This is a genomic window from Sphingomonas sp. PEI4 (assembly GCF_056679955.1).
Genome location: NZ_CM155258.1, coordinates 735,882 through 754,923, shown reverse-complemented (window position 1 = coordinate 754,923; position 19,042 = coordinate 735,882). Strand labels below are relative to the sequence as shown.

The window sequence follows — 19,042 nt, the reverse complement described above, 5'->3', positions numbered from 1 at the left end:
TAGTTTGGCTTTGAGCGACCGGCTTTTGCAAACGTCGTTATTGCGGAAGCAGGCGAGGGAACTCGGCTGGAACTTCTCGTGCAAGGAAACCGATAGGGCCTCTTGTAGTTGCGACGCGTCGTCCGCTCTGTCCGTGCAGCCAGACGCCCCAACCGGCCGCGATGATCGGCAAGGCGCCGCGGGACAATAGGCCGCCGATCGCCCCGGCTAGGACATCCCCCGATCCGCCCGTAGCGAGTCCGGTGCCCCCGCCGCCATAATGCAACGTCGTTCCGTCTGGGGCCGCAATGACGGTATCGCTGCCCTTAAGGACTACGACGGCCCCGTATTGCGCGGCGACATCTCGTGCGATCTTTTCCGGGGACTGCGCGATCACGTCTTCTTCGAGGCCCGTCAGCATGGCCATCTCGCCGTGATGCGGCGTGAACACCATGCGGCCGTCGAACGCCGCCAGTGCTTCGCGCAGATTCCGCGCGGAGCCTATGGCCAAGGCATCGACCACCAGCGTCACCTCGTCGCAAGGCTGTGTCAGGATCAGGCGCAGGAGCGCCTCGGCCGCGTCGGTGGACCCCATGCCGGGCCCGACCACCAGCGTATCGCAACCATTCAGGGACTTTTCGAGGAAGGGACCGGCTGCGCCGTCGATCTCGCCGTCGTCGTCTTGCGGCAGCGCGAGAACACCTGCCTCCGGAACGAGCAGGCCGAGTCCGATCGCCGCCGATGCAATCGTGGCCATCTGGAGCTTGCCCGCGCCCACCCGAAGCGCCGCCTCACCCGTCAGACAAAGTGCGCCGGGCACCATCGTCGAGCCACCGATCGCCAACACGCGTCCCCGGCTGTTCTTGGTCGTTCCGCTACCATGCACGGGGGGCGGATTGGCAGCGATCCAGTTGCTGTCGAGCGGAATGGTATCGGTCATCCTCGTACTCCGGTGGTCCGGTCCGGCTCGGCAGTGACCGGGGCGGACCCTTTGTGATCTAGGACGTCGTTGTAGCGAACGAGCTTGAGCGCGCCGCCCTGTGGTCCGTCGGGATCGAACCGATATTCGGTGACCGAGCAGTTTGCGACATCGCCCTGATGGTCGATCGCCACGATCTCGTCTTCGGTCAGGTTCTCGATGACGTAGCGCAGGCACAGGACGACGACCTGATGCGCGACGATCATCACGCGGCGTCCGGCATAGTGCAATGCGATCGTGTCCATCAGCGATCGCAGGCGGAAGATGACGTCGCACCAGCTCTCCCCGCCTGGCGGCCGATGGTAGAATTTTCCAAGAATGCGTCTGAACTCGGCTTGGTCCGGGTATACCGAGGCGACGCCGCTGGTCGTCAACCCGTCGAGGATGCCGAACTCCTTTTCGCGGAGGCGTTCGTCGATCCCGATCGGCTCGTCGCCGGTCGCGCCGCCCTGTTCACGAAAAAGGCTGAGGGTCTGGCGCGCGCGGACATAGGGCGAGACCAACAGGATGTCCGGGCGGTCGTCCGGAACCGCGCTGGCGAACCAATTCCCGAGTGCACGGGCCTGATCCTCCCCGAGTGGCGAAAGTGGAATATCGACATCGCGATGCGAAAGTTCGATCCGTTCGGCTCCAGCCGCATGGGCGGCGTCGCGCGCTACGTTTCCGGCACTCTCTCCATGACGGACAATCCAGAGGCGTGACGGCCAACGTGCACGGGTCATAGAGTTCTATCCAAAGTGCTGCTTTGCCTCGTTCAACGCAGATCGACCGACGATGGCTCCATGATTTGGCGATCCTGTATCGCGACCGATGCGATCCCGCGAACGCTGCAACCAGGCAGCCGGATGACACCTTGAAGATGGCTTAACGTCCTTCGTTCAGGACAGGAGGAATAGGCCCAACAATGTAGGTCGCTTAGCTCATCAGTTGAGCAAGGGGCACACGGATGTCGATCGCCAGCCCTTCGGGTCGCCACGCGCGCTCGATCGTGCCACGAAGACCGCGTATCGACGCCTGTTCGAGATGGCTGCCGAAACCCTCGCGTTCCGGGGCGCCGCTTAATTTAGCCGCCGACGTCTCCTCCCATTGCAACGTCAGGCCTTTGTCTTCCGTAGTGACGTGAATGACGAGCTTGCCGCCATCGGGCGAGAGTGCACCATATTTGGCGGCATTTGTCGCCAGTTCGTGGAACAGCAGGGCAAGCGAGGTCAGCGCGCCCGAACCGACCGGGACGTCGCAACCATGGATCTCGACACGCGGCGCGGCGATCTCGTCATAAGGAGCGAGGATCGTCTCGAGGAGCGCCCGCAATGTGGTCACGTTCGCTGCCGGATCGCCCCCGACCTCGGGCAGCGTCAGATTATGTGCACGCGCGAGCGACGAAATACGTTCCGACAGATCGGTCTTCAACTGCTCGACGCTCCCCGCCCCCCGAGCGCTCAACGTGACAAGTCCCGTCGTCAACGCAAACAGGTTCTTGATGCGGTGGTTCATCTCTCGAAGCAGCAGCATCTGCCGTTCGGCCGCCCTGCGGGTCTCGGTCACATCGCGGGCGATCTTCGAAGCGCCTATGATGCTCCCCTCGCGATCCCGGACCGGCGAGACCGTCAACGAAATGTCGACCGCCGTACCATCCTTGCGGCGACGCACCGTCTCGAAATGTTCCACCCGCTCGCCCTGCCGTATCTTGCCGATGATAGTCGTCTCTTCAGAGCGGCGATCCTCTGGGATAATGATTGTGATCGGCTGCCCGATCGCCTCGTCCGCGGTGAACCCGAATAGGCGTGCGGCACCAGGATTCCACGACGTGATGATGCCGTCTAGCGTCTTGCTGAGGATCGCGTCGTCGCTGTTTTCCACGATCGCGCCGAGCCATGCCGCAGCATCCAGGGTTGCACCGGCGGACGCCCCGCCTGACAGTGGGTGCAACGTCTCGTTGGCGGCAAAGTCGTTTCTCAATGGCACGTCGTCTTTGCTCCGTCGGTAGCCTCCTACCTGACAGGAGGTACGCCAACCTGAGCAATCAGGTAAAGCCCGCCGGTCGAGGAACCGGCAGCGAGCCTTCCCCTACCACACGGCGAGCCGATCGACAGGCCTTCGAAACCAAGTTTGCCGTTGCGCCATCTCGTCAATCTCAACATTCGAGCCGTGAGCGATCACGAGTTGATCACCTTTGCGGATCAAGACGAGCGACATGCGGTCGCGGCTTGGGGAGACCTGCTGGCCAGACGGCGTCTTGAAGGCAGCGACCGTCCAGCGGATCACGGCGACAAGCGCGCCTGCCATCAGTCTCGAACAGGTGGAACGCGCTTGCCAAGAAAACCGGCGCAGCGGTTCGGGCATACAGAAAACGCGCAGTTTATGCTGCATCGTAACATGCACGTCACAAGTTTAACGCATTCAACCTCCAGCCAGATAACGGTGGTTGGAGGCGATGTGCTGAATATTGGCTGGTTGCCGACGTTCGGCACTGTACGGACAGATAAGAAGGGCAAAATCCTGAAAGGCTTATGCTTGCCGTTGCCGTGCGCTTGCGAGCATCAGTATCTGATCTGCTCGATAAATAGTTGGGAAATAGTGCAAGAGCCAACGCGTCGTCGCAGGTGAACTGCCGTTTAACTGAATAATATCTACCAATATCTCGAACTCATCCAGTTCGGGCGCGAAGTCGCACGTCTGGAGCTTAGCTCGGGAAGTGCAACTGACATATAAGTACCGGGGGAAGCAGAATAATGATCCGTAATTTGAAGCATGTCGACCGCATGACGCACCTTTTACTCGGAGCCGCGATCGCAGCACTATCCGTGGCGCCAGCCGCCGCCCAAACCGTACCGGCGCCAGTCGGCGAGGAGACCGAGACGGGTGAGGAGATCGTCGTCTCTGGTTATCGCCGCAGCCTTGAAGAAGCGATCGACATGAAGCGCAACACGATCGGCTTTTCGGATTCGATCATCGCCACCGATATCGCCGACTTCCCCGAGCAGAACCTCTCTGAAGCGCTGCAGCGCGTGCCCGGCGTAACGATCGAGCGCGAACGAGGCCTTGGCACGCGCGTCAACATCCGCGGCCTGCCGAGCGAATTCACCTTCGTGTCGATCAACAAGCTGGCGACCGCCTCGGGCTCCGGCGGACGTGACGTGGAGTTCGACATCTTCGCCTCCGAACTGATCCAGTCCGTCACCGTGCAGAAGTCCCCGGTGGCGGCGGACGAGGAAGGTGGCATCGCCGGCTCGGTACTGATCCGCACCGCGCGGCCTTTCGATAATCCCGGGCTGCGCCTGGTGGGCAGCGCCGACGGCGCGTACAATTCGATCTCCGAGAAGGTCGACCCCAACTTCTCGTTCCTCGGCAGCAAGACCTTCGGCGACTTCGGCGTGCTGGTCTCGGTCGCCAGGCAGCAGCGCAGCAACCGCACCGACTCCAACTCGGGCATAAACTTCCGCCCGATCGCGCGCTGGACCGATCGTACCGGCACGGTCTATCGCAACCAGGCGATCGCCGTGCTGCAGCGCGACGCCGGCATTGCCTTCACCAATGCCGACAAGAACAAGATCGTGTTTCTCGATAAGGTCGGCGACCGCGTCTATCAGAACGATCAGGATCGCCTCGGCCTGTCGGGCTCGGTGCAGTACAAGCCGAGTGACAATTTCAGCCTCGCGTTCGACGCCTTCCTTGGATCATACGACACGACCGAGGACGAATATGACGCTGCCGGCTATGCGGCATCGAGCAACTCGACGCTCGACACGATCCACGAATTCGACGCCACGACGCTGGCTGACAGCGGCATCGTCGTACTGCGCGATGTCTCGTACACCAACACGCAGCATGAATTCCTGAGCAAGCAATACATCAACGAGACCGACTATCGCCAGTTTGGCGGCGAGATGAACTGGACCACGGGGAACTGGAAGATCAATGCGCTGGGCGGTTATTCCGGCGCCAAGAAGTCACTCGATTTCGCCAACCTGAAGCACGTCGCCTACGCCCCGTCACGCACGCGCTATACCGAGAATGGCGGCGAGACGATCCCAAGCGCCAATCCGCGTACGATCGACATGTACAATGCGCCGAATTCCTATCTGTTCGAAGCCTATGAGACCACGCGCGAGCAGATCAAGGACGACAAATATGCCGCGCAGATCGATTTGAGCTACCAGTTCGAATCTTCGGTGCTCAAGCGATTCAACTTCGGCGGTCGCTACACCGACAAGAGCAATGAGCGTGAATATGGCGAGGAGAAGATCCAGGGGCCGACGCGCGGCAGCACGGCCTATGTCAATGTCCGCAAGCTGGGCGACAGCCCGCTTGAGAACGTGACCGACATCACAGGCGGCAAGAGCTATCAGGCACGCGACCTTAGCTGGGCGCAGGTTTCCAACGAATATGCGCGCGACTTCTTTCGGCCCGACGGGTTCGTCACGCCGTTCGGCGACGCGAACTATTACAAGGTCCAGGAAGAGACGATCGCCGGGTATGCGATGGTCGACCTCGAATTCAAACTGGCCGTGCCGGTGTTCGTCAATTTTGGCGGTCGCTATCTGCGCACCAGCATCCATTCGGAAGGTTTCCACCAGGTCCAGAACCCGAACGGATCGACCGGGCTGACCCCCGCGCCGGTGTCCAGCGAGGGCAAGTATGAGAAGTTTCTGCCGTCTCTCAACGCGCATGCCGAGCTGACCGACAGCCTATTCCTGCGCGCCGCGGCTTCGCAGACGCTGATCCGCCCGGCGCTGACCGATCTCGCTTACAAGCGAACCGCCAGCATCGGTAATTTCCGCTACACCGATGGGAATCCGGGCCTGAAGCCCACGCTTGCCGATCAGTGGGAAGTCGGCGTCGAGAAATATCTCCCCCGCGGCGGCATTCTGGCAGCGTCGTATTTCTGGAAGAAGATCAAGGGCGTGGTGCAGAGCCAGCTGACCGGCGTCGTACCCGATGTGACGGTGTACAATGCCAACGGCTCGATCAACGGCGTCTATGAGTTCGACGTCTACCAGCCCGTCAACGCCGAGGGATCGTACAAGGTCAGCGGCATCGAGGTGAACGCGGTGATCCCGTTCGGGATGGTCGCGGACTGGGCGGACGGCTTCGGCATCAACGCCAACGCCACCTTCCTCGATAGTTCGCTTACGGGTGAATCCGACCTTGGCATCGATACCTCGCCGATCGGTCTTGCCGACAAGACGTACAATGCCACGGCCTTCTACGATAAGGGGCCGCTGTCGTTGCGCGTCTCGTACAACCGCAAGGGCGCCTATGTGGAGCGGATCGAGCGTAACATGTATCCGGTGTACCGCGATGCGTACGGTCAGTTCGATGTCGCCGCCAGCTATCAGGTGACGCGCAACTTCCGCGTCGAGCTGCAAGGCATCAACGTGGGGAACGCGAAGACCACCGGCTATACGATGGATCCGTCCTTCCCGACGACCTACGAATCCTCAGGTAGCCGCATCAGCCTGGGCATCCGCGCGCAGCTCTGATCCTCCGCAGGCCCTGCCGCTGGGCGGGGCCTGCCACGTAATATTCAGTTCCGGAGTATCCCCATGATCTCGCATATCGCGCTTGCCGCGCTGCTCGCCGCGTCCGTCCAGCCCGCGGTTGCCCAGCGGGCAGCACCCGATCTGTCGCGCGCGGCGCGGGGCGATGTGCGCGCGCCCGGCGGCGCGCGACGGCTGCCCGGTGACATGCAGGAGGCCTATCGTACGCTCGCCACCAAAGGCGAGGTGCGCAACGTCATCCTGCTGATCGGCGATGGCATGGGCGATTCCGAAATCACGATCGCGCGCAACTATGCCGAGGGCGCCGGCGGCTATTTCAAGGGTATCGATGCGCTGCCCTTCACCGGCCAGTACACCCATTATTCGCTCGACCGGGAGACCGGCAAACCCAATTACGTGACCGATAGCGCAGCCTCTGCGACCGCATGGGCCTCGGGGGTCAAGAGTTATAACGGCGCGATCGGCGTCGATATCTATGGCAAGCCGCACAAGACGCTGCTCGAGCGCGCCAAATCGGCCGGGCTCGCCACCGGCGATGTATCGACTTCGGAAATCCAGGATGCCACGCCGGGCGCGCAGATTGCCCATGTCGTGCAGCGCAAATGCTACGCGCCGGCCGCGACGAGCACGCTCTGCCCGCAAAACGCGCTTGAGAATGGCGGTGCCGGTTCGATCACCGAACAGCTGCTCGATACCCGCGCCGACCTAGTGCTGGGCGGCGGCGCGGCAAGCTTCGCCGAGGCGGCAACGGCAGGCCGGTACAAGGGCAAGACGCTGTTCGAGCAGGCGCAGGCGAGGGGCTATCGCATCGTGCGCAATGCCGCCGAGCTCGATGCCGTACCCCGCGCCGACGACACGCAGCCGCTGATCGGGGTGTTCGCCGAAGGCAACATGGCGGTGCGCTGGACCGGTCCGCGCGCCAGCCACCACGGCAACATCGACAAGCCCGCCATCACCTGTCAGCCCAACCCGGCACGTTCCGCCTCGGCTCCCGATCTGGCGACGATGACGCGCAAGGCGATCGCTTTGCTCAAGAGCCGACCCAAGGGCTTCTTCCTCCAGGTCGAAGGCGCATCGATCGACAAGCAAGACCATGCCGCCAATCCGTGCGGCCAGATCGGCGAGACGGTCGACCTCGACGAGGCGGTGCAGGTCGCGCTGGAATTCGCCAAGGCCGACGGGCACACGTTGGTGATCGTCACCGCCGATCACGCACATACCAGCCAGATCATTGGCAACGGCGCACGCGCGCCGGGCCTGACCGCCGCGCTCAATACTCGCGAGGGGGGCGTCATGACGGTAAGTTACGGCACGGCCGAGCAAGGCTCGCAGGAACATACCGGCACACAGCTGCGCATCGCAGCCTATGGTCCTCAAGCGGTCAACGTTTCAGGGCTGCTCGACCAGACGGATCTGCACTACATCATCCGGAATGCCCTTGGCATGGATTGAGTAGGCTAGACGCTTGAAGATCGCATATCATGACATTCGTCCAACAATTCTGCACGCTTGGCTGCCAGGTCGGCGAAGCGAAACCCCGTCATCAGCCGATATTGACGAAGGGCCGAAGTCAGGAAGCGCTAGACGCGGGTTGAACGTCCGCGAAGGGGTTGTCGATGCAACCCGGTTTACTGATCGCGCTCGATCTCGATCGGCCAGCGAGAATTGCGTAACTTCAACAAATCGGGGGCGCCTCAACGACCTGACTGGAGCGTGAGTCTGGAAGACGCTGCGAACAACGTGGGTAAACGGCGCCAAAGCTCGTGTCGTTGAAAGCACGGACCGCGCAAAGACGCTCAGTTAATATTTCAGATTGCCAGAGCAGCCATCGTTCAACGCGACCGTTCTGGTTTCCTGTCTCCGAGCGATTATTTCAAGAACAGGTGACTGGGGACGGATTACGGGAAAGCGGATAAACGGACGGCCGCTGCTGCGGTCGGTAAGATCGCTGTCCCGCCATGGGTTTGGTTCCGGGACGACGTACGCCGCAAGGCTCTAGCAAACTCCGATCCCACCTCGACGTCGTCATGGCGTTGCACGTCCAATGTCGCGCGGTCGGTCGGCTGAGCGTCGCGGCACATCGCAATCCAAGAAAGCTAATTACCCCGTCGGAACTCACTGGGCGTGGCGCCGAACCGCTCGTGAAATAACTTGGTCAGGTGCGAGTGACTGGAGAAGCCGGCGGCATGGGCGATCTCCGTGATCGAACCGCGACCAGACACCAGTTGGTCGCGCGCATATTCGAGGCGCCTCTCCCTCAGGTAGCGGTGCGGAGTGCTGCCGGTCGCGGCGCGGAACATTCGCAGGAAGTGCGCGCTGCTGTAACCGCTTTCCTGGGCCAGCGTCTCGAGCGAAAGATCGTCCGACAGGTCCGACGTCATCAGATCAACGACCCGCCGGAGCCGTACCGCGGATAGGGCGTGCGCGACGCCCTCCGCCGGGCCGAGCGGCAGCTTCTGGGCATTCGTCACGAACCGGCTTGTAATGGCGAGTGCCAGTGACTCGCCATATAGTCGTCCGGAACCACCGTCGATATCTGCTTCCGCCATCAGCAGCCGGACCAAAGTCGCCAGCGCATCGTCCTCGCTGAGAAGGTGCGGGTGCAAGGGTTCTCGGCTCGGGCGGTCCTGTTCCGCCATCACTTTGGCAATTTGCACTGGATCGATCAGGCACGCGACAACCTGGAACGGCGAGTGGAAACGCACCGGAACGAGATCACCCGCAAGGCCAAGCGATACCGTCCCGGGGACCTTGATCGTCCGCGTGGCCTGGCGCCCGTTATACGATTGCTCAGTGACGACCGGCACATTCTCCCACGACAGAATGTGGTAGAAGTTCAGGACCGCGTTACCACGTTCGAGCGCCGGAACGTGACGCCGCTCGACCAGCACGCCTGCGCGCGTGATCGACGAGGTTTCTTGTCCGCCGAATGTCGCGGCGGTTAGCATCGTATCTACCGGGGTTTTTGCAATCAACTCCGTCACGACACCGCTCCTTGCGTGAGCGCTACCATCCGGCCTGACGCGGAGCCCCATATACGTCGCATTGCCGCCATGCGGGTACGAATAGTGACGCCGACGAATATTGACGCGTTCGGCGAGCACCAAAACCATCATTCGCCAGATGTAACGAATAGCATTTTCGTGACAGCTCGCCCGGGAGGTGAAAGCCGCAGCGCGCGCACCCTGCTTTAAGGCCGGCATCGACGCAGAGACATAGCGGGCAGGACTGGCCCGTTTTCCAGAGGACTACACTTTTGACCTTTAAGCATTCGCTCGACGGCCCGCTCATCAACGGCATCACGGCGCTGGACAGCATCAGCTGTCGTTGCCGGGGAGAACGAGGATTGCGCCGAGAGATCGTGTCCGATTGGCGAAGCGTTCCACTAAGTACGCCGTACGCCTTGGCGTCAACGGCACCGCGACCGACGCTGCGCCGCTCGCTCGCGTGTCGCGCCGACCCTCGATCACATCGCGCAAATTCGATCGGCTCAATTGGCCAGAGGCACGGCCGCCGGCCCAAGACGATTCGATATCCGACGAAATTGGAGCGGAGACGTAATTACCAAAGTTAACTCCCACTAAGCGATTAGGTCCATTTCCCTCAGCGAGCAGATGAACGGCTAGTTATTCTGAAAAGATAGGATCACCTTTTCGCAACGCCGATCTTCTCCGCGCTGCTATATAGATCAGGAAGAAAATCAATGAACGCAGTATACCTGAAGCTATACGCTTCACAGGTGATCAAGGTCTTGGCCAATATATGCCAGGATGCATTAAGAGCGCCCCCGCTTTTCACGAGTAAGCGTCTTGGATAATTACAGCCTCGCCGGCTTCGGCCTGCTGCCACAGTGGCAAGCCTTGGTCGCTGCGCGTTCTGCCGCCCGCGTGTCCGATCGCCCCGACCGACCAGCGTTCACGGCGGTACCCGTAGCGGACAAACCGCTGGCCGTCGCCTCTTCACCTGCTTCTGGATTAGCTCATGAAGCATGACGGCGAAAGCACCGCTGCGTTTGCCATGCGGGTGAGTGCCAATCAGGCGGAACGCCGTATCAACCTGTGCAGCGAGTACGATTTCATCGTGTGCGGCGCAGGATCTTCAGGGTCGGTCGTGGCACGGCGTCTGGCCGAAAACCTCGATATTTCCGTCTTGTTGATCGAAGCGGGCGGAGATGACGACGCTGCGAGCGTTTCCGAGCCCTCGCTTTGGCCGACCAATCTCGGCAGCGAACGCGACTGGGGCTTCGTCGCGGAACCGAGTTCCCATCTGGCCGGACGGTCGATGCCACTTTCCATGGGCAAGGGCCTGGGTGGCGGATCGTCGGTCAATGCCATGATCTGGGCGAGGGGGCACGCGAACGATTGGGACTTCTTCGCTGACCAAGCGAACGATCCGGCGTGGAATTATGCCGCCGTCCTCGATATCTATCGCCGCATTGAGGACTGGAGTGGTGCTCCCGACCGGCAGCGACGTGGCCGAAATGGTCTGTTCCCGGTCGAGCCTGCGCAGAACGCGCATCCGATTGCGAGCGCCATGCTCAGGGGGGCGGCTGCGGCCGGCATCCCGACGTTCAGCGATCATAACGGCGCATTGATGGAAGGCGCGGGTGGCGCTGCACTCTGCAACCTTGCGGTTCGAGACGGTCGGCGATCGTCAGTGTTTCAGCGTTACGTCGGGCCGGTCATGGATCAGCCCAATCTGACGGTGCTGACGCATGCGACCGTCAACCGCGTTATCGTCGAACGGGGCAGGGCGACAGGTGTCGAGGTAATGCTCGGGAATGAGCATATGCAGTTGCGCGCACGAAGCGAGACGATCCTTTCGCTTGGGGCAATCCACACGCCCAAGGTCCTCATGCAGTCCGGCATAGGCGATGCCGCCATGCTGCGGCAGCATGACATCGACGTCGTGGAACATCTCCCTGGCGTCGGCAGCAACTTCCAGGACCATGTGATGGTGGCCGGCTGTGTCTGGGAGGCTCCGGTTCCGATCGTGCCGCGCAATAATCTGGGTGAGGCCACGTTTTTCTGGAAGAGTGACGATAAGCTCGACACGCCGGATATCCAGACGTTCCTGATCGAGGTTCCGATCGTTGCGCCCGATGCGCTCGAGCAATATGGAACACCGCCTGCTGCATCATGGGCGTTGCTGCCGGGGCTGGTTAGGCCGAAAAGCAGGGGTTGCGTCCGGCTGACCGGTCCTGACCCCAGCGATCCCGTGGCGATCGACGCTAACGTGCTCTCGCATCCCGATGATCTGACGGCACTTGTCCGCAGCGTCGAGCTATGTCGCGATATCGGCAACGGGGCGGCTCTACGCTCGTTCGCAAAGCGCGAGATCATGCCGGGCAATCTCACCGGCGAGGCGTTGCGTGCGTTTGTCCGCAGCACCGCGTCGAGCGTGTGGCATCAATCCGGAACCGCGAAAATGGGGACGGACGGCATGTCCGTCGTAGACTCCGAACTCCGCGTCTACGGGATTGCGAACCTCCGGATAGCCGACGCCTCGATCATGCCGCGGGTGACGACCGGCAACACCATGGCACCCTGCGTCGTGATCGGCGAACGGCTCGCGGCCTTGCTCACCGTTTCCCGACGGTCCGCTGATGTCCCGCATGCGCGGCGTAACCCCGCACTGCGTCATGCGAGCGACGAAGCGCTCGACTTCGCGCACTGATCGGCCACGCCGGCACCGGATTCCCCAAGGTCTGGTGTCGGATCGGAGCCCTCCACCAAGGCGCTTCGACGGCTGCGTTGCGGTGCGTTAATTCAAGGAAACCCTGATGGTCATGTTTCAAGGAAAGTCTGTTCTCGTGCTTGGCGGTAGCCGCGGCATCGGCGCAGCGATCGTGCGGCGTTTTGCGACGGACGGCGCGACGGTGACATTCACCTATGCCGCGTCCCGCCAGGCAGCGGAGCAACTCTCGGCCGAGACCGGCAGCACGGCGATCCTAACCGACAGCGCCGACCATGACGCGGTAATCGCGAGAGTGCGCGAGAGCGGGCCCCTTGATGTGCTGGTGGTGAGTTCCGGCGTCGCCATCGTGGGCGATGCACTGGACCAGGATCCGGATGCGATCGATCGCCTGTTCCGGGTCAACATCCATGCCCCGTATCACGCGGCGGTCGAGGCCGCCCGGCATATGCCCGAAGGCGGACGGATCATCGTGATCGGCTCGGTGAACGGCGACAGGATGCCGTTTGCCGGCGCAGCTTCCTACGCCCTGAGCAAATCCGCGTTGCAAGGCATGGCCCGCGGACTGGCTCGCGATTTCGGGCCACGCGGCATCACGATCAACATCGTGCAACCGGGCCCGACCGACACCGAGTTCAACCCCGAAGATGGGCCGATGAAGGAACTGATGCACGGTTTCATGGCCGTCAAACGTCACGGCCGGCCTGCTGAAATCGCCAGAATGGTTGCGTGGCTGGCGGGCCCGGAAGCCGGTTTCGTGACCGGTGCTATGCACACGATCGACGGTGGGTACGCGGCCTGATCGGTCGCCCACCATGGCGCTGCTGCCATCGGTATCGAGCGTTGCGCAAATACCCGGCAACCGCCGTTTGACCTGTTGCGATCGACATCAGGACCGCCGCCTTTCCAATTCTGCGTCTTCCCTGTGCCGACGCAAAAACCTGCAAAACTTGAGACGTTCAATGTTCGCTGAAAACATCATCGCGTTCGTCATTACGACGACGGCGCTGACCATGGCGCCTGGCCTCGACACCGCGATGGTCCGTCGATCTGCGCTCGCTAACGGCGGTCGCCATGGAGCCTTGACGGCCGTAGGCGTTGCGGCCGGCTGTCTATGCTGGGGGAGCGCTGCGGTGCTGGGTCTGTCGGCATTGTTGCAGGCTTGGCCTCTGGCATTCCTGGCTCTGAAATGGGGCGGTGCCGCGTATCTTGCTTGGCTGGGCGCGCAACTCCTGTTCCGTCCACGCGCGGTGATTGTCCCCGGCCACGTCGCAGCGTCTCCCTCGCCAAAATATGGATCATCCATGTTGCGGGGATTTTCTACGAATATCCTAAACCCGAAAGTCGGTTTGTTCTACGTTTCCTTCCTGACACAGTTTGTTCCACGGGCGGAAGTTGGCAGTAACTATGCTTTTTGGCTAGCGTGTAGTGCTGCTGCTATTGCCCTTGTTTGGTTTACACTTCTTGCAAGTATAACCGCAGCTATCAGGCCTTGGCTTAAAAGCGCACGGGTAGCGAAAGGGCTCGACCGCGTAACCGGTGGAGTATTCCTTATCCTTGGGTTCAAGCTCACTCAGATCGCAAACGCCTGATCCTGGGCTCCTGAATAATAGAGACATGATATGCACGATATTGACCGCCGAGAATTTGGCGCGGGGTTGCTGGCTGCTGCTGCCATTCCAGCATCGGCACGAGCAGCGGCCTCATCATATCCGGATGCCAGATTATGGCATATGGGAACCCGGCCCGAGCGTGAAGGAATGGCGCCCGGCCCGAATGGCCCCGTCTACTACCGGGTTTATGGCAAGGCGGGTGGCACGCCGCTGATAGTCCTGCACGGCGGCCCGGCGGCCGGCGAAATCTACATGAGACCGTATGTAGGGCTAGCCATCGATCGGCAGGTCGTTCTCTACGATCAAACGGGCTGTGGTCGTTCCGCGAAACATTGGCCGGCCGGATGTCTTCTCGCTTGCCGCCTCATCGCCCCGACATATCGGAACATTTCTTGCCCGAGCTGAAAATTGCGCCCGTGACGTCGAAGAACGATCGAAAGCGCTTCGTCGATCTGCCGTTTCACCTTTATCGCGACGATCCGTTCTGGGTACCGCCGCTCAAAAACGAAGCGCTCGGCCTCATCACGCCTGCCAAGAACGGATGGTTCAGCCATGCCGAAGCGCAACTATTCCTGGCATATGAGGACGATCGCGTCGTCGGCCGGATCTCGGCGCACATCGATACCCTGGCGCTGACGATGCCGGCCGAGCACGGCTTCGGACCAGGTGTCGGTCAATGGGGGCTGATGGACGCCAAACGTGAAGACGTATTCGTCGCCCTTCTCGCTCAGGCGGAGAGCTGGTTGCGAAGCCGGGGGATGACGCATGCTCTCGGCCCTATCAGCATGTCGATCTGGGAGGAGCCGGGGCTGCTTGTCCACGGCTTCGATCATTCCCCAACAATCATGATGGGGCATGCGCGACCAGCGTATCAGGGCTGGATCGAGCGGGCGGGATATCAAGCAACCAAGCAATTGCTGACCTATGACCTTGATATCACAAAGGCGTTTCCGAAGATCGTCCAGCGGATCATCACGTCGGGCGAGGCGAACCGCCGCATCCGCATTCGTAAGGTCGACAAATCCAACTTCGTCCAGGAAGCAGCGATCATCCTGGCGATTTTGAATGATGCGTGGTCCGAGAATTGGGGTTTTGTACCGCTTACCGAGCCCGAGATCCGCGACGTTGGGGTAAAGTTGAAACCGATCGTGTTCAACGACCTGATCCGCATCGCCGAACTGGACGGCAAGCCGGTCGCGTTCATGATCACGCTTCCCGATCTCAACGAGGCGATCAAGCCGCTGAACGGATCGCTGTTGCCGTTCGGCTGGGCGAAGCTGTTGCTGTGGCTGCGCCGTCCGAAGGTCCGGACGATGCGCGTGCCGCTGATGGGCGTAGTCAAGGACCTGCAGTCGTCTCGCATGGCAAGCCAGCTGGCTTTCATGATGATCGAATATATCCGTCGTGCCGCAGTCGAGAGATACGGGGCCGCGCGTGCCGAGATTGGCTGGTGCTGCGCGGCGATGAAGGTGAGACAGCAGCGTCAATCAAGATGAGACTCCGTTTGGGGCTGTCGGCGTAGGGCGTAGCCCGGAGCCGACAGCCCCAAACGGAAGCCCTTTCGAAGGGCTTTGGTGGTCGTGACCGGCCTACATCTGGGCTTTTCCTTGGGGGAAGAGCGCAGGTGAGCGGTCGACACGTCAACGATCATCAAACGAGGCTCTTTATGAAACATCGTCAAAGCGACCCGGTGCCCGTGGCAGCGGCCAAGGCCGGTATCAGCCGGGCGACCGCCTATCGACTGCTCAAGGGCGGCAAACTCCCGTCCCAGAAGGCGGAGCCGCGAGGTCGGCGCCGACCAGACCCGCTGGCAGAGATCTTCGACACCGAGATTGTCCCACTTCTCCAGGCGGCTCCCGGCCTGCGGGCCGTTGCCATATTTGAGGAGATGCTTCGCCGGCATTCGGATCTGTCGCCCGGTATCCGGAGGACCCTGGAGCGGCGCATCCGGACATGGCGTGCGCGGCATGGTCAGGACCAGGAAGTCATTTTCCGTCAGACCCACGAGCCCGGCCACATGGGCCTGTCGGACTTCACCGATATGGGCGACCTCGATGTGCCCGTCACGGTCGCCGGCGAGCCGCTCAAGCATCTCCTCTATCACTTCCGGTTGGTCTGGTCGGGTTTCGAGCACGCCCATGTCATCCTCGGCGGCGAGAGCTATGTCGCCTTGGCCGAGGGACTGCAGAACGCCCTGTGGGCGGTAGGCGGCGCGCCACGCCTACACCGCAGTGACAGCCTGTCGGCCGCATTCCGCAATCTCGACGCTGACGCCAGAGTTGACCTGACGCGGCGATATGATGCGCTTTGCGAGCATTATGCGATGGAGCCGACGCGCAACAATCGCGGTGTCGCCCATGAGAACGGCGCTATCGAAAGCCCCCACGGCCATCTCAAATATGCCGTAAACGACGCACTGTTGATGCGCGGATCCGGCGACTTCGACGATTTGACCGCCTATCGCGCCTTCATCGACGAGATCGTCGCGCGCAAGAACCGACGCAACGCGGCTCGTATCGATGCCGAGCGCGCAACGCTGCAGCCGCTCCCGCAGCTTCGCACCGGCGACTATGAGGAGAGCATTGTCCCCGTCACCTCGACCAGCAGCTTCACGCTGAAGAAGGTCTTCTACACGGTCCCGTCGCGCCTCATCGGCCACAGGCTGAGGGTCCGCCTGTATGACGACCGCCTCGATATCTTCCTCGGCGCGACGCGTCTCATGACGCTCCGTCGCGGACGAACGCCCAGCGACGGCAAGCACGGACACGTCGTCGACTACCGGCACGTCATTCACAGCCTGCGGCGCAAACCTATGGCGCTGATGAACCTCGTCTACCGCGACCAGATCTTTCCGCGCGAAGCGTATCGCCGGACATTCGACCGTCTTATCGAACAACTGCCCGAGCGCGTCGCCTGCAAGATCATGGTCGAGTTGCTCTCGCTCGCGCATGAGCGGGGTTGCGAAGCAGAGCTGGCAGATGTTCTGGCAGCGGATCTGGACGCCAGGCGCCTGCCAGACCTCACGCAGCTACGAGCACGCTTCTCACCAGACCCGGCCAGCTTGCCGGTCGTCTCGGTGCAATTGCCCTCGCTTGCCGTCTACGACACTCTGCTGACGGGAGCGGCCGCATGAACCCCGCTGTCGACACCCAGCGCCTCGCATTCATCCTCAACGAACTGCGTCTGCCTGCCATCAAGCAGGCCTGGCTCCAGTTCGCTGAACGCGCCGACAAGGAGGCGTGGCCGGCCACCCGCTTCCTCGCCGCGCTCGCCGAGCATGAGATCGCCGAACGCGACCGGCGACGCATCGAGCGGCACCTGGCAGAAGCACGCCTGCCACCAGGCAAGACCCTCGACACCTTCGACTTCACCAACGTGCCGATGATCTCGAAGGCTCACATCATGGCGCTCTGCGCCGGCGACAGCTGGCTCGAGAAGGGGGCCAACCTCATCATGATTGGCGGACCGGGCGGCGGGAAGAGCCATCTCGCCGCTGCAATCGGCATGGCACTCATCGAGGCGGGCTGGCGCGTCCTGTTCACCCGTACCTCGGATCTCGTCCAGAAACTGCAGATCGCGCGCCGTGAGCTCGCCCTCGAAAGTGCGATCGCCAAGCTCGACAAATATCACCTGCTCGTGCTCGACGATCTCGCCTACGTCACCAAGGACCAGGCCGAAACCTCCGTCCTCTTCGAACTGATTAGCGCCCGCTACGAACGCCGATCAACCCTCATTACCGCCAACCAGCCATTCGGCGACTGGTCGCGCGTATTCCCTGACCCCGCCATGACGCTCGCCGCTGTCGATCGCCTCGTTCATCATTCCACCATCTTCGAGATGAACGTCGAGAGCTACCGACGCCGCGCAGCCCTCCAGCGACAATCAAGCTGAGACACCGTCTGTCGCGGAGCGGCGATCAAGACCAAAGTTGGCCTTGCATTGCCTGTCGCGCCGCGACAATCTCGCTCCCGTCACGGCCGCAGAGTCTCATCCTGATCGCCGCTACTGTCTCATCCAGATCGCCGCTCAATAGGCTGGATCCTCGAAGACAATCAGGGAATGCGATCGATCGCCGAAACGCTCAATGGCCGCGTCAACAAGATGTACACGATCTACGGCAAGTCACTGCTTTGATCGTCAGGTCGTGCAGTACGCACGTTGCGGACAGGGGGGGGCTAAACGGTGATGACCCAAAACCGCCCGAGTGGACGATCGATCGTCCGCACCGACTATTCTATGTCGATCCATTCAGTCCCGACGAACTCGCGAAGGTTACCGCGCTGACGCATCTTGCGGAAGGGTGGCGCAAATGCGCTCAGCGCAGATTGGAAACGCGACGGGTCGAAGACTGGACACCGCGTTTGACCGGGTTCCGAGCTAGCACGAGTAGATGCCTCCCGCACCAGCGTCGACTAAGACAGCGAGTGCGTCATGGATGGAGGCACGATGGCTAAGTTGTCAGGTGGTGGATCTGACTGCTCGGAAGTGAGGTAACGGAGGGGGAGGTCGCTATGCGGATACCCCTGGGCTACCGACGGCGGCCTGCAGACCTTCGAGCAAAGTCTTGACCGTCTTGGGCACGCAATAGACCGGAGTATCGGGTTCGAACCGCCATCCTTCCGACAACGCGCCCGCATCTACGACATCGTAGCCGATCGCATCCAGAAGGCCGACGATCACCTTTTTGGCAGCGGCATCGTCTCCCGCGATTGGCAAGGCGCGGCGGTCGGGCGTGCCGGTCGGCGTTCCATCGCGTTCGATGTCGCCCGCCATGACTGCGTTGAACACCTTGACCACATGCGACGCCGGAAGACGCTGCGCGAGGATCTCACTGGTTGTGATCTCGTGGCGGTCGAGTGCACCAATCGCGCCATCGCGGTCGGGATAGTAGTTGCCCGCGTCGAGCACGATCTTTCCAATCAAGGGCTCGGCCGGGATCGTATCGTAGGCATGCAGCGGGATCGCAACCAGCACGACATCGCCGAACGCCGCAGCCTCGTCCACCGTCCCGCCCTTGCAGCCGATGGTATTGACGGCGGTAAACAAACTCCGCGGCCCCCGGGTATTCGAAATCATGACGTCATAGCCGGCGCGTGTAGCAACGCCCGCAACCGCACGAGCGATATAGCCCGCGCCGATGATACCAATTTTCATGTGATAATCCTCAGTGTTCGTGACCGGGATATCGGAGCGCTGGAATTAATGGCAAGAACTTACGAAAAAGTGCCATACATACCAAAAGGTGCCTGTCTTATGCTTGATCGTCCAACCTGCGA

General features: G+C 61.6%; 14 protein-coding genes and 1 pseudogene. 10 read left to right on the top strand and 5 right to left on the bottom strand.

The features are described 5' to 3' along the window. Positions 1 to 37 precede the first annotated feature (37 nt). From AC1MLZ_RS03265 to AC1MLZ_RS03255, 3 genes are all read right to left on the bottom strand, one after another. Positions 38 to 919, bottom strand: coding sequence for an NAD(P)H-hydrate dehydratase (locus AC1MLZ_RS03265; protein ID WP_480960430.1), 882 nt, complete (start codon positions 917 to 919; stop codon positions 38 to 40). Next, positions 916 to 1,680 carry a histidine phosphatase family protein gene (locus AC1MLZ_RS03260; protein ID WP_480960429.1) on the bottom strand — a complete coding sequence of 255 codons (765 nt, stop codon included), beginning with the start codon at positions 1,678 to 1,680 and terminating at the stop codon, positions 916 to 918. Before AC1MLZ_RS03260 ends, AC1MLZ_RS03265 begins: the two co-directional genes overlap by 4 nt. A gap of 193 nt (positions 1,681 to 1,873) precedes the next feature. Beyond that, positions 1,874 to 2,923, bottom strand: coding sequence for a PAS domain S-box protein (locus AC1MLZ_RS03255; protein WP_480960428.1), 1,050 nt, complete (start codon positions 2,921 to 2,923; stop codon positions 1,874 to 1,876). Between the two features lie 150 nt (positions 2,924 to 3,073). Between AC1MLZ_RS03255 and AC1MLZ_RS03250 the strand changes: the two genes are divergently transcribed. From AC1MLZ_RS03250 to phoA, 3 genes are all read left to right on the top strand, one after another. Further along, positions 3,074 to 3,565, top strand: a complete 492-nt coding sequence (locus AC1MLZ_RS03250; protein ID WP_480960427.1) for a hypothetical protein — start codon at positions 3,074 to 3,076, stop codon at positions 3,563 to 3,565. Positions 3,566 to 3,690: 125 nt separating this feature from the next. After that, positions 3,691 to 6,441, top strand: coding sequence for a TonB-dependent receptor (locus tag AC1MLZ_RS03245; RefSeq protein WP_480960426.1), 2,751 nt, complete (start codon positions 3,691 to 3,693; stop codon positions 6,439 to 6,441). A gap of 63 nt (positions 6,442 to 6,504) precedes the next feature. After that, positions 6,505 to 7,911 carry an alkaline phosphatase gene (gene phoA, locus AC1MLZ_RS03240; protein WP_480960425.1) on the top strand — a complete coding sequence of 469 codons (1,407 nt, stop codon included), beginning with the start codon at positions 6,505 to 6,507 and terminating at the stop codon, positions 7,909 to 7,911. A 644-nt stretch (positions 7,912 to 8,555) separates the two neighbouring features. Here the strand turns inward: phoA and AC1MLZ_RS03235 are convergent. Beyond that, a complete protein-coding gene (locus tag AC1MLZ_RS03235; protein WP_480960424.1) occupies positions 8,556 to 9,662 on the bottom strand; it encodes a helix-turn-helix domain-containing protein in 1,107 nt (368 codons plus the stop codon). Positions 9,663 to 10,440: 778 nt separating this feature from the next. On the opposite strand from AC1MLZ_RS03235, the gene AC1MLZ_RS03230 reads away from it, so the two are divergent. The 7 genes and pseudogenes from AC1MLZ_RS03230 (at position 10,441) to AC1MLZ_RS03200 (ending at position 18,220) form a co-directional block, all read left to right on the top strand. Then, a complete protein-coding gene (locus AC1MLZ_RS03230) occupies positions 10,441 to 12,135 on the top strand; it encodes a GMC family oxidoreductase (protein ID WP_480960423.1) in 1,695 nt (564 codons plus the stop codon). A 106-nt stretch (positions 12,136 to 12,241) separates the two neighbouring features. Continuing rightward, on the top strand, positions 12,242 to 12,955 hold the full coding sequence (bdcA, locus tag AC1MLZ_RS03225; RefSeq protein ID WP_480960422.1) for an SDR family oxidoreductase: 714 nt from the start codon (positions 12,242 to 12,244) through the stop codon (positions 12,953 to 12,955). Between the two features lie 13 nt (positions 12,956 to 12,968). Further along, positions 12,969 to 13,745 carry a LysE family translocator gene (locus AC1MLZ_RS03220; protein ID WP_480960421.1) on the top strand — a complete coding sequence of 259 codons (777 nt, stop codon included), beginning with the start codon at positions 12,969 to 12,971 and terminating at the stop codon, positions 13,743 to 13,745. A gap of 413 nt (positions 13,746 to 14,158) precedes the next feature. Further along, positions 14,159 to 15,262 carry an N-acetyltransferase gene (locus AC1MLZ_RS03215; protein ID WP_480960420.1) on the top strand — a complete coding sequence of 368 codons (1,104 nt, stop codon included), beginning with the start codon at positions 14,159 to 14,161 and terminating at the stop codon, positions 15,260 to 15,262. Between the two features lie 128 nt (positions 15,263 to 15,390). Further along, positions 15,391 to 16,899 (top strand): IS21 family transposase, encoded by a 1,509-nt coding sequence (istA, locus tag AC1MLZ_RS03210; RefSeq protein WP_151989758.1) that lies wholly within the window; start codon positions 15,391 to 15,393, stop codon positions 16,897 to 16,899. After that, a pseudogene (gene istB, locus AC1MLZ_RS03205) lies at positions 16,896 to 17,651 on the top strand (IS21-like element helper ATPase IstB); the annotation flags it as partial. The gene istA and the pseudogene istB, both read left to right, overlap by 4 nt. A 245-nt stretch (positions 17,652 to 17,896) precedes the next feature. Then, positions 17,897 to 18,220 carry a 3-alpha domain-containing protein gene (locus AC1MLZ_RS03200; protein ID WP_480960419.1) on the top strand — a complete coding sequence of 108 codons (324 nt, stop codon included), beginning with the start codon at positions 17,897 to 17,899 and terminating at the stop codon, positions 18,218 to 18,220. Positions 18,221 to 18,275: 55 nt separating this feature from the next. Here the strand turns inward: AC1MLZ_RS03200 and AC1MLZ_RS03195 are convergent, their stop codons facing one another. Further along, positions 18,276 to 18,920, bottom strand: coding sequence for an NADPH-dependent F420 reductase (locus AC1MLZ_RS03195; protein WP_480960418.1), 645 nt, complete (start codon positions 18,918 to 18,920; stop codon positions 18,276 to 18,278). Between the last annotated feature and the right edge of the window lie 122 nt (positions 18,921 to 19,042).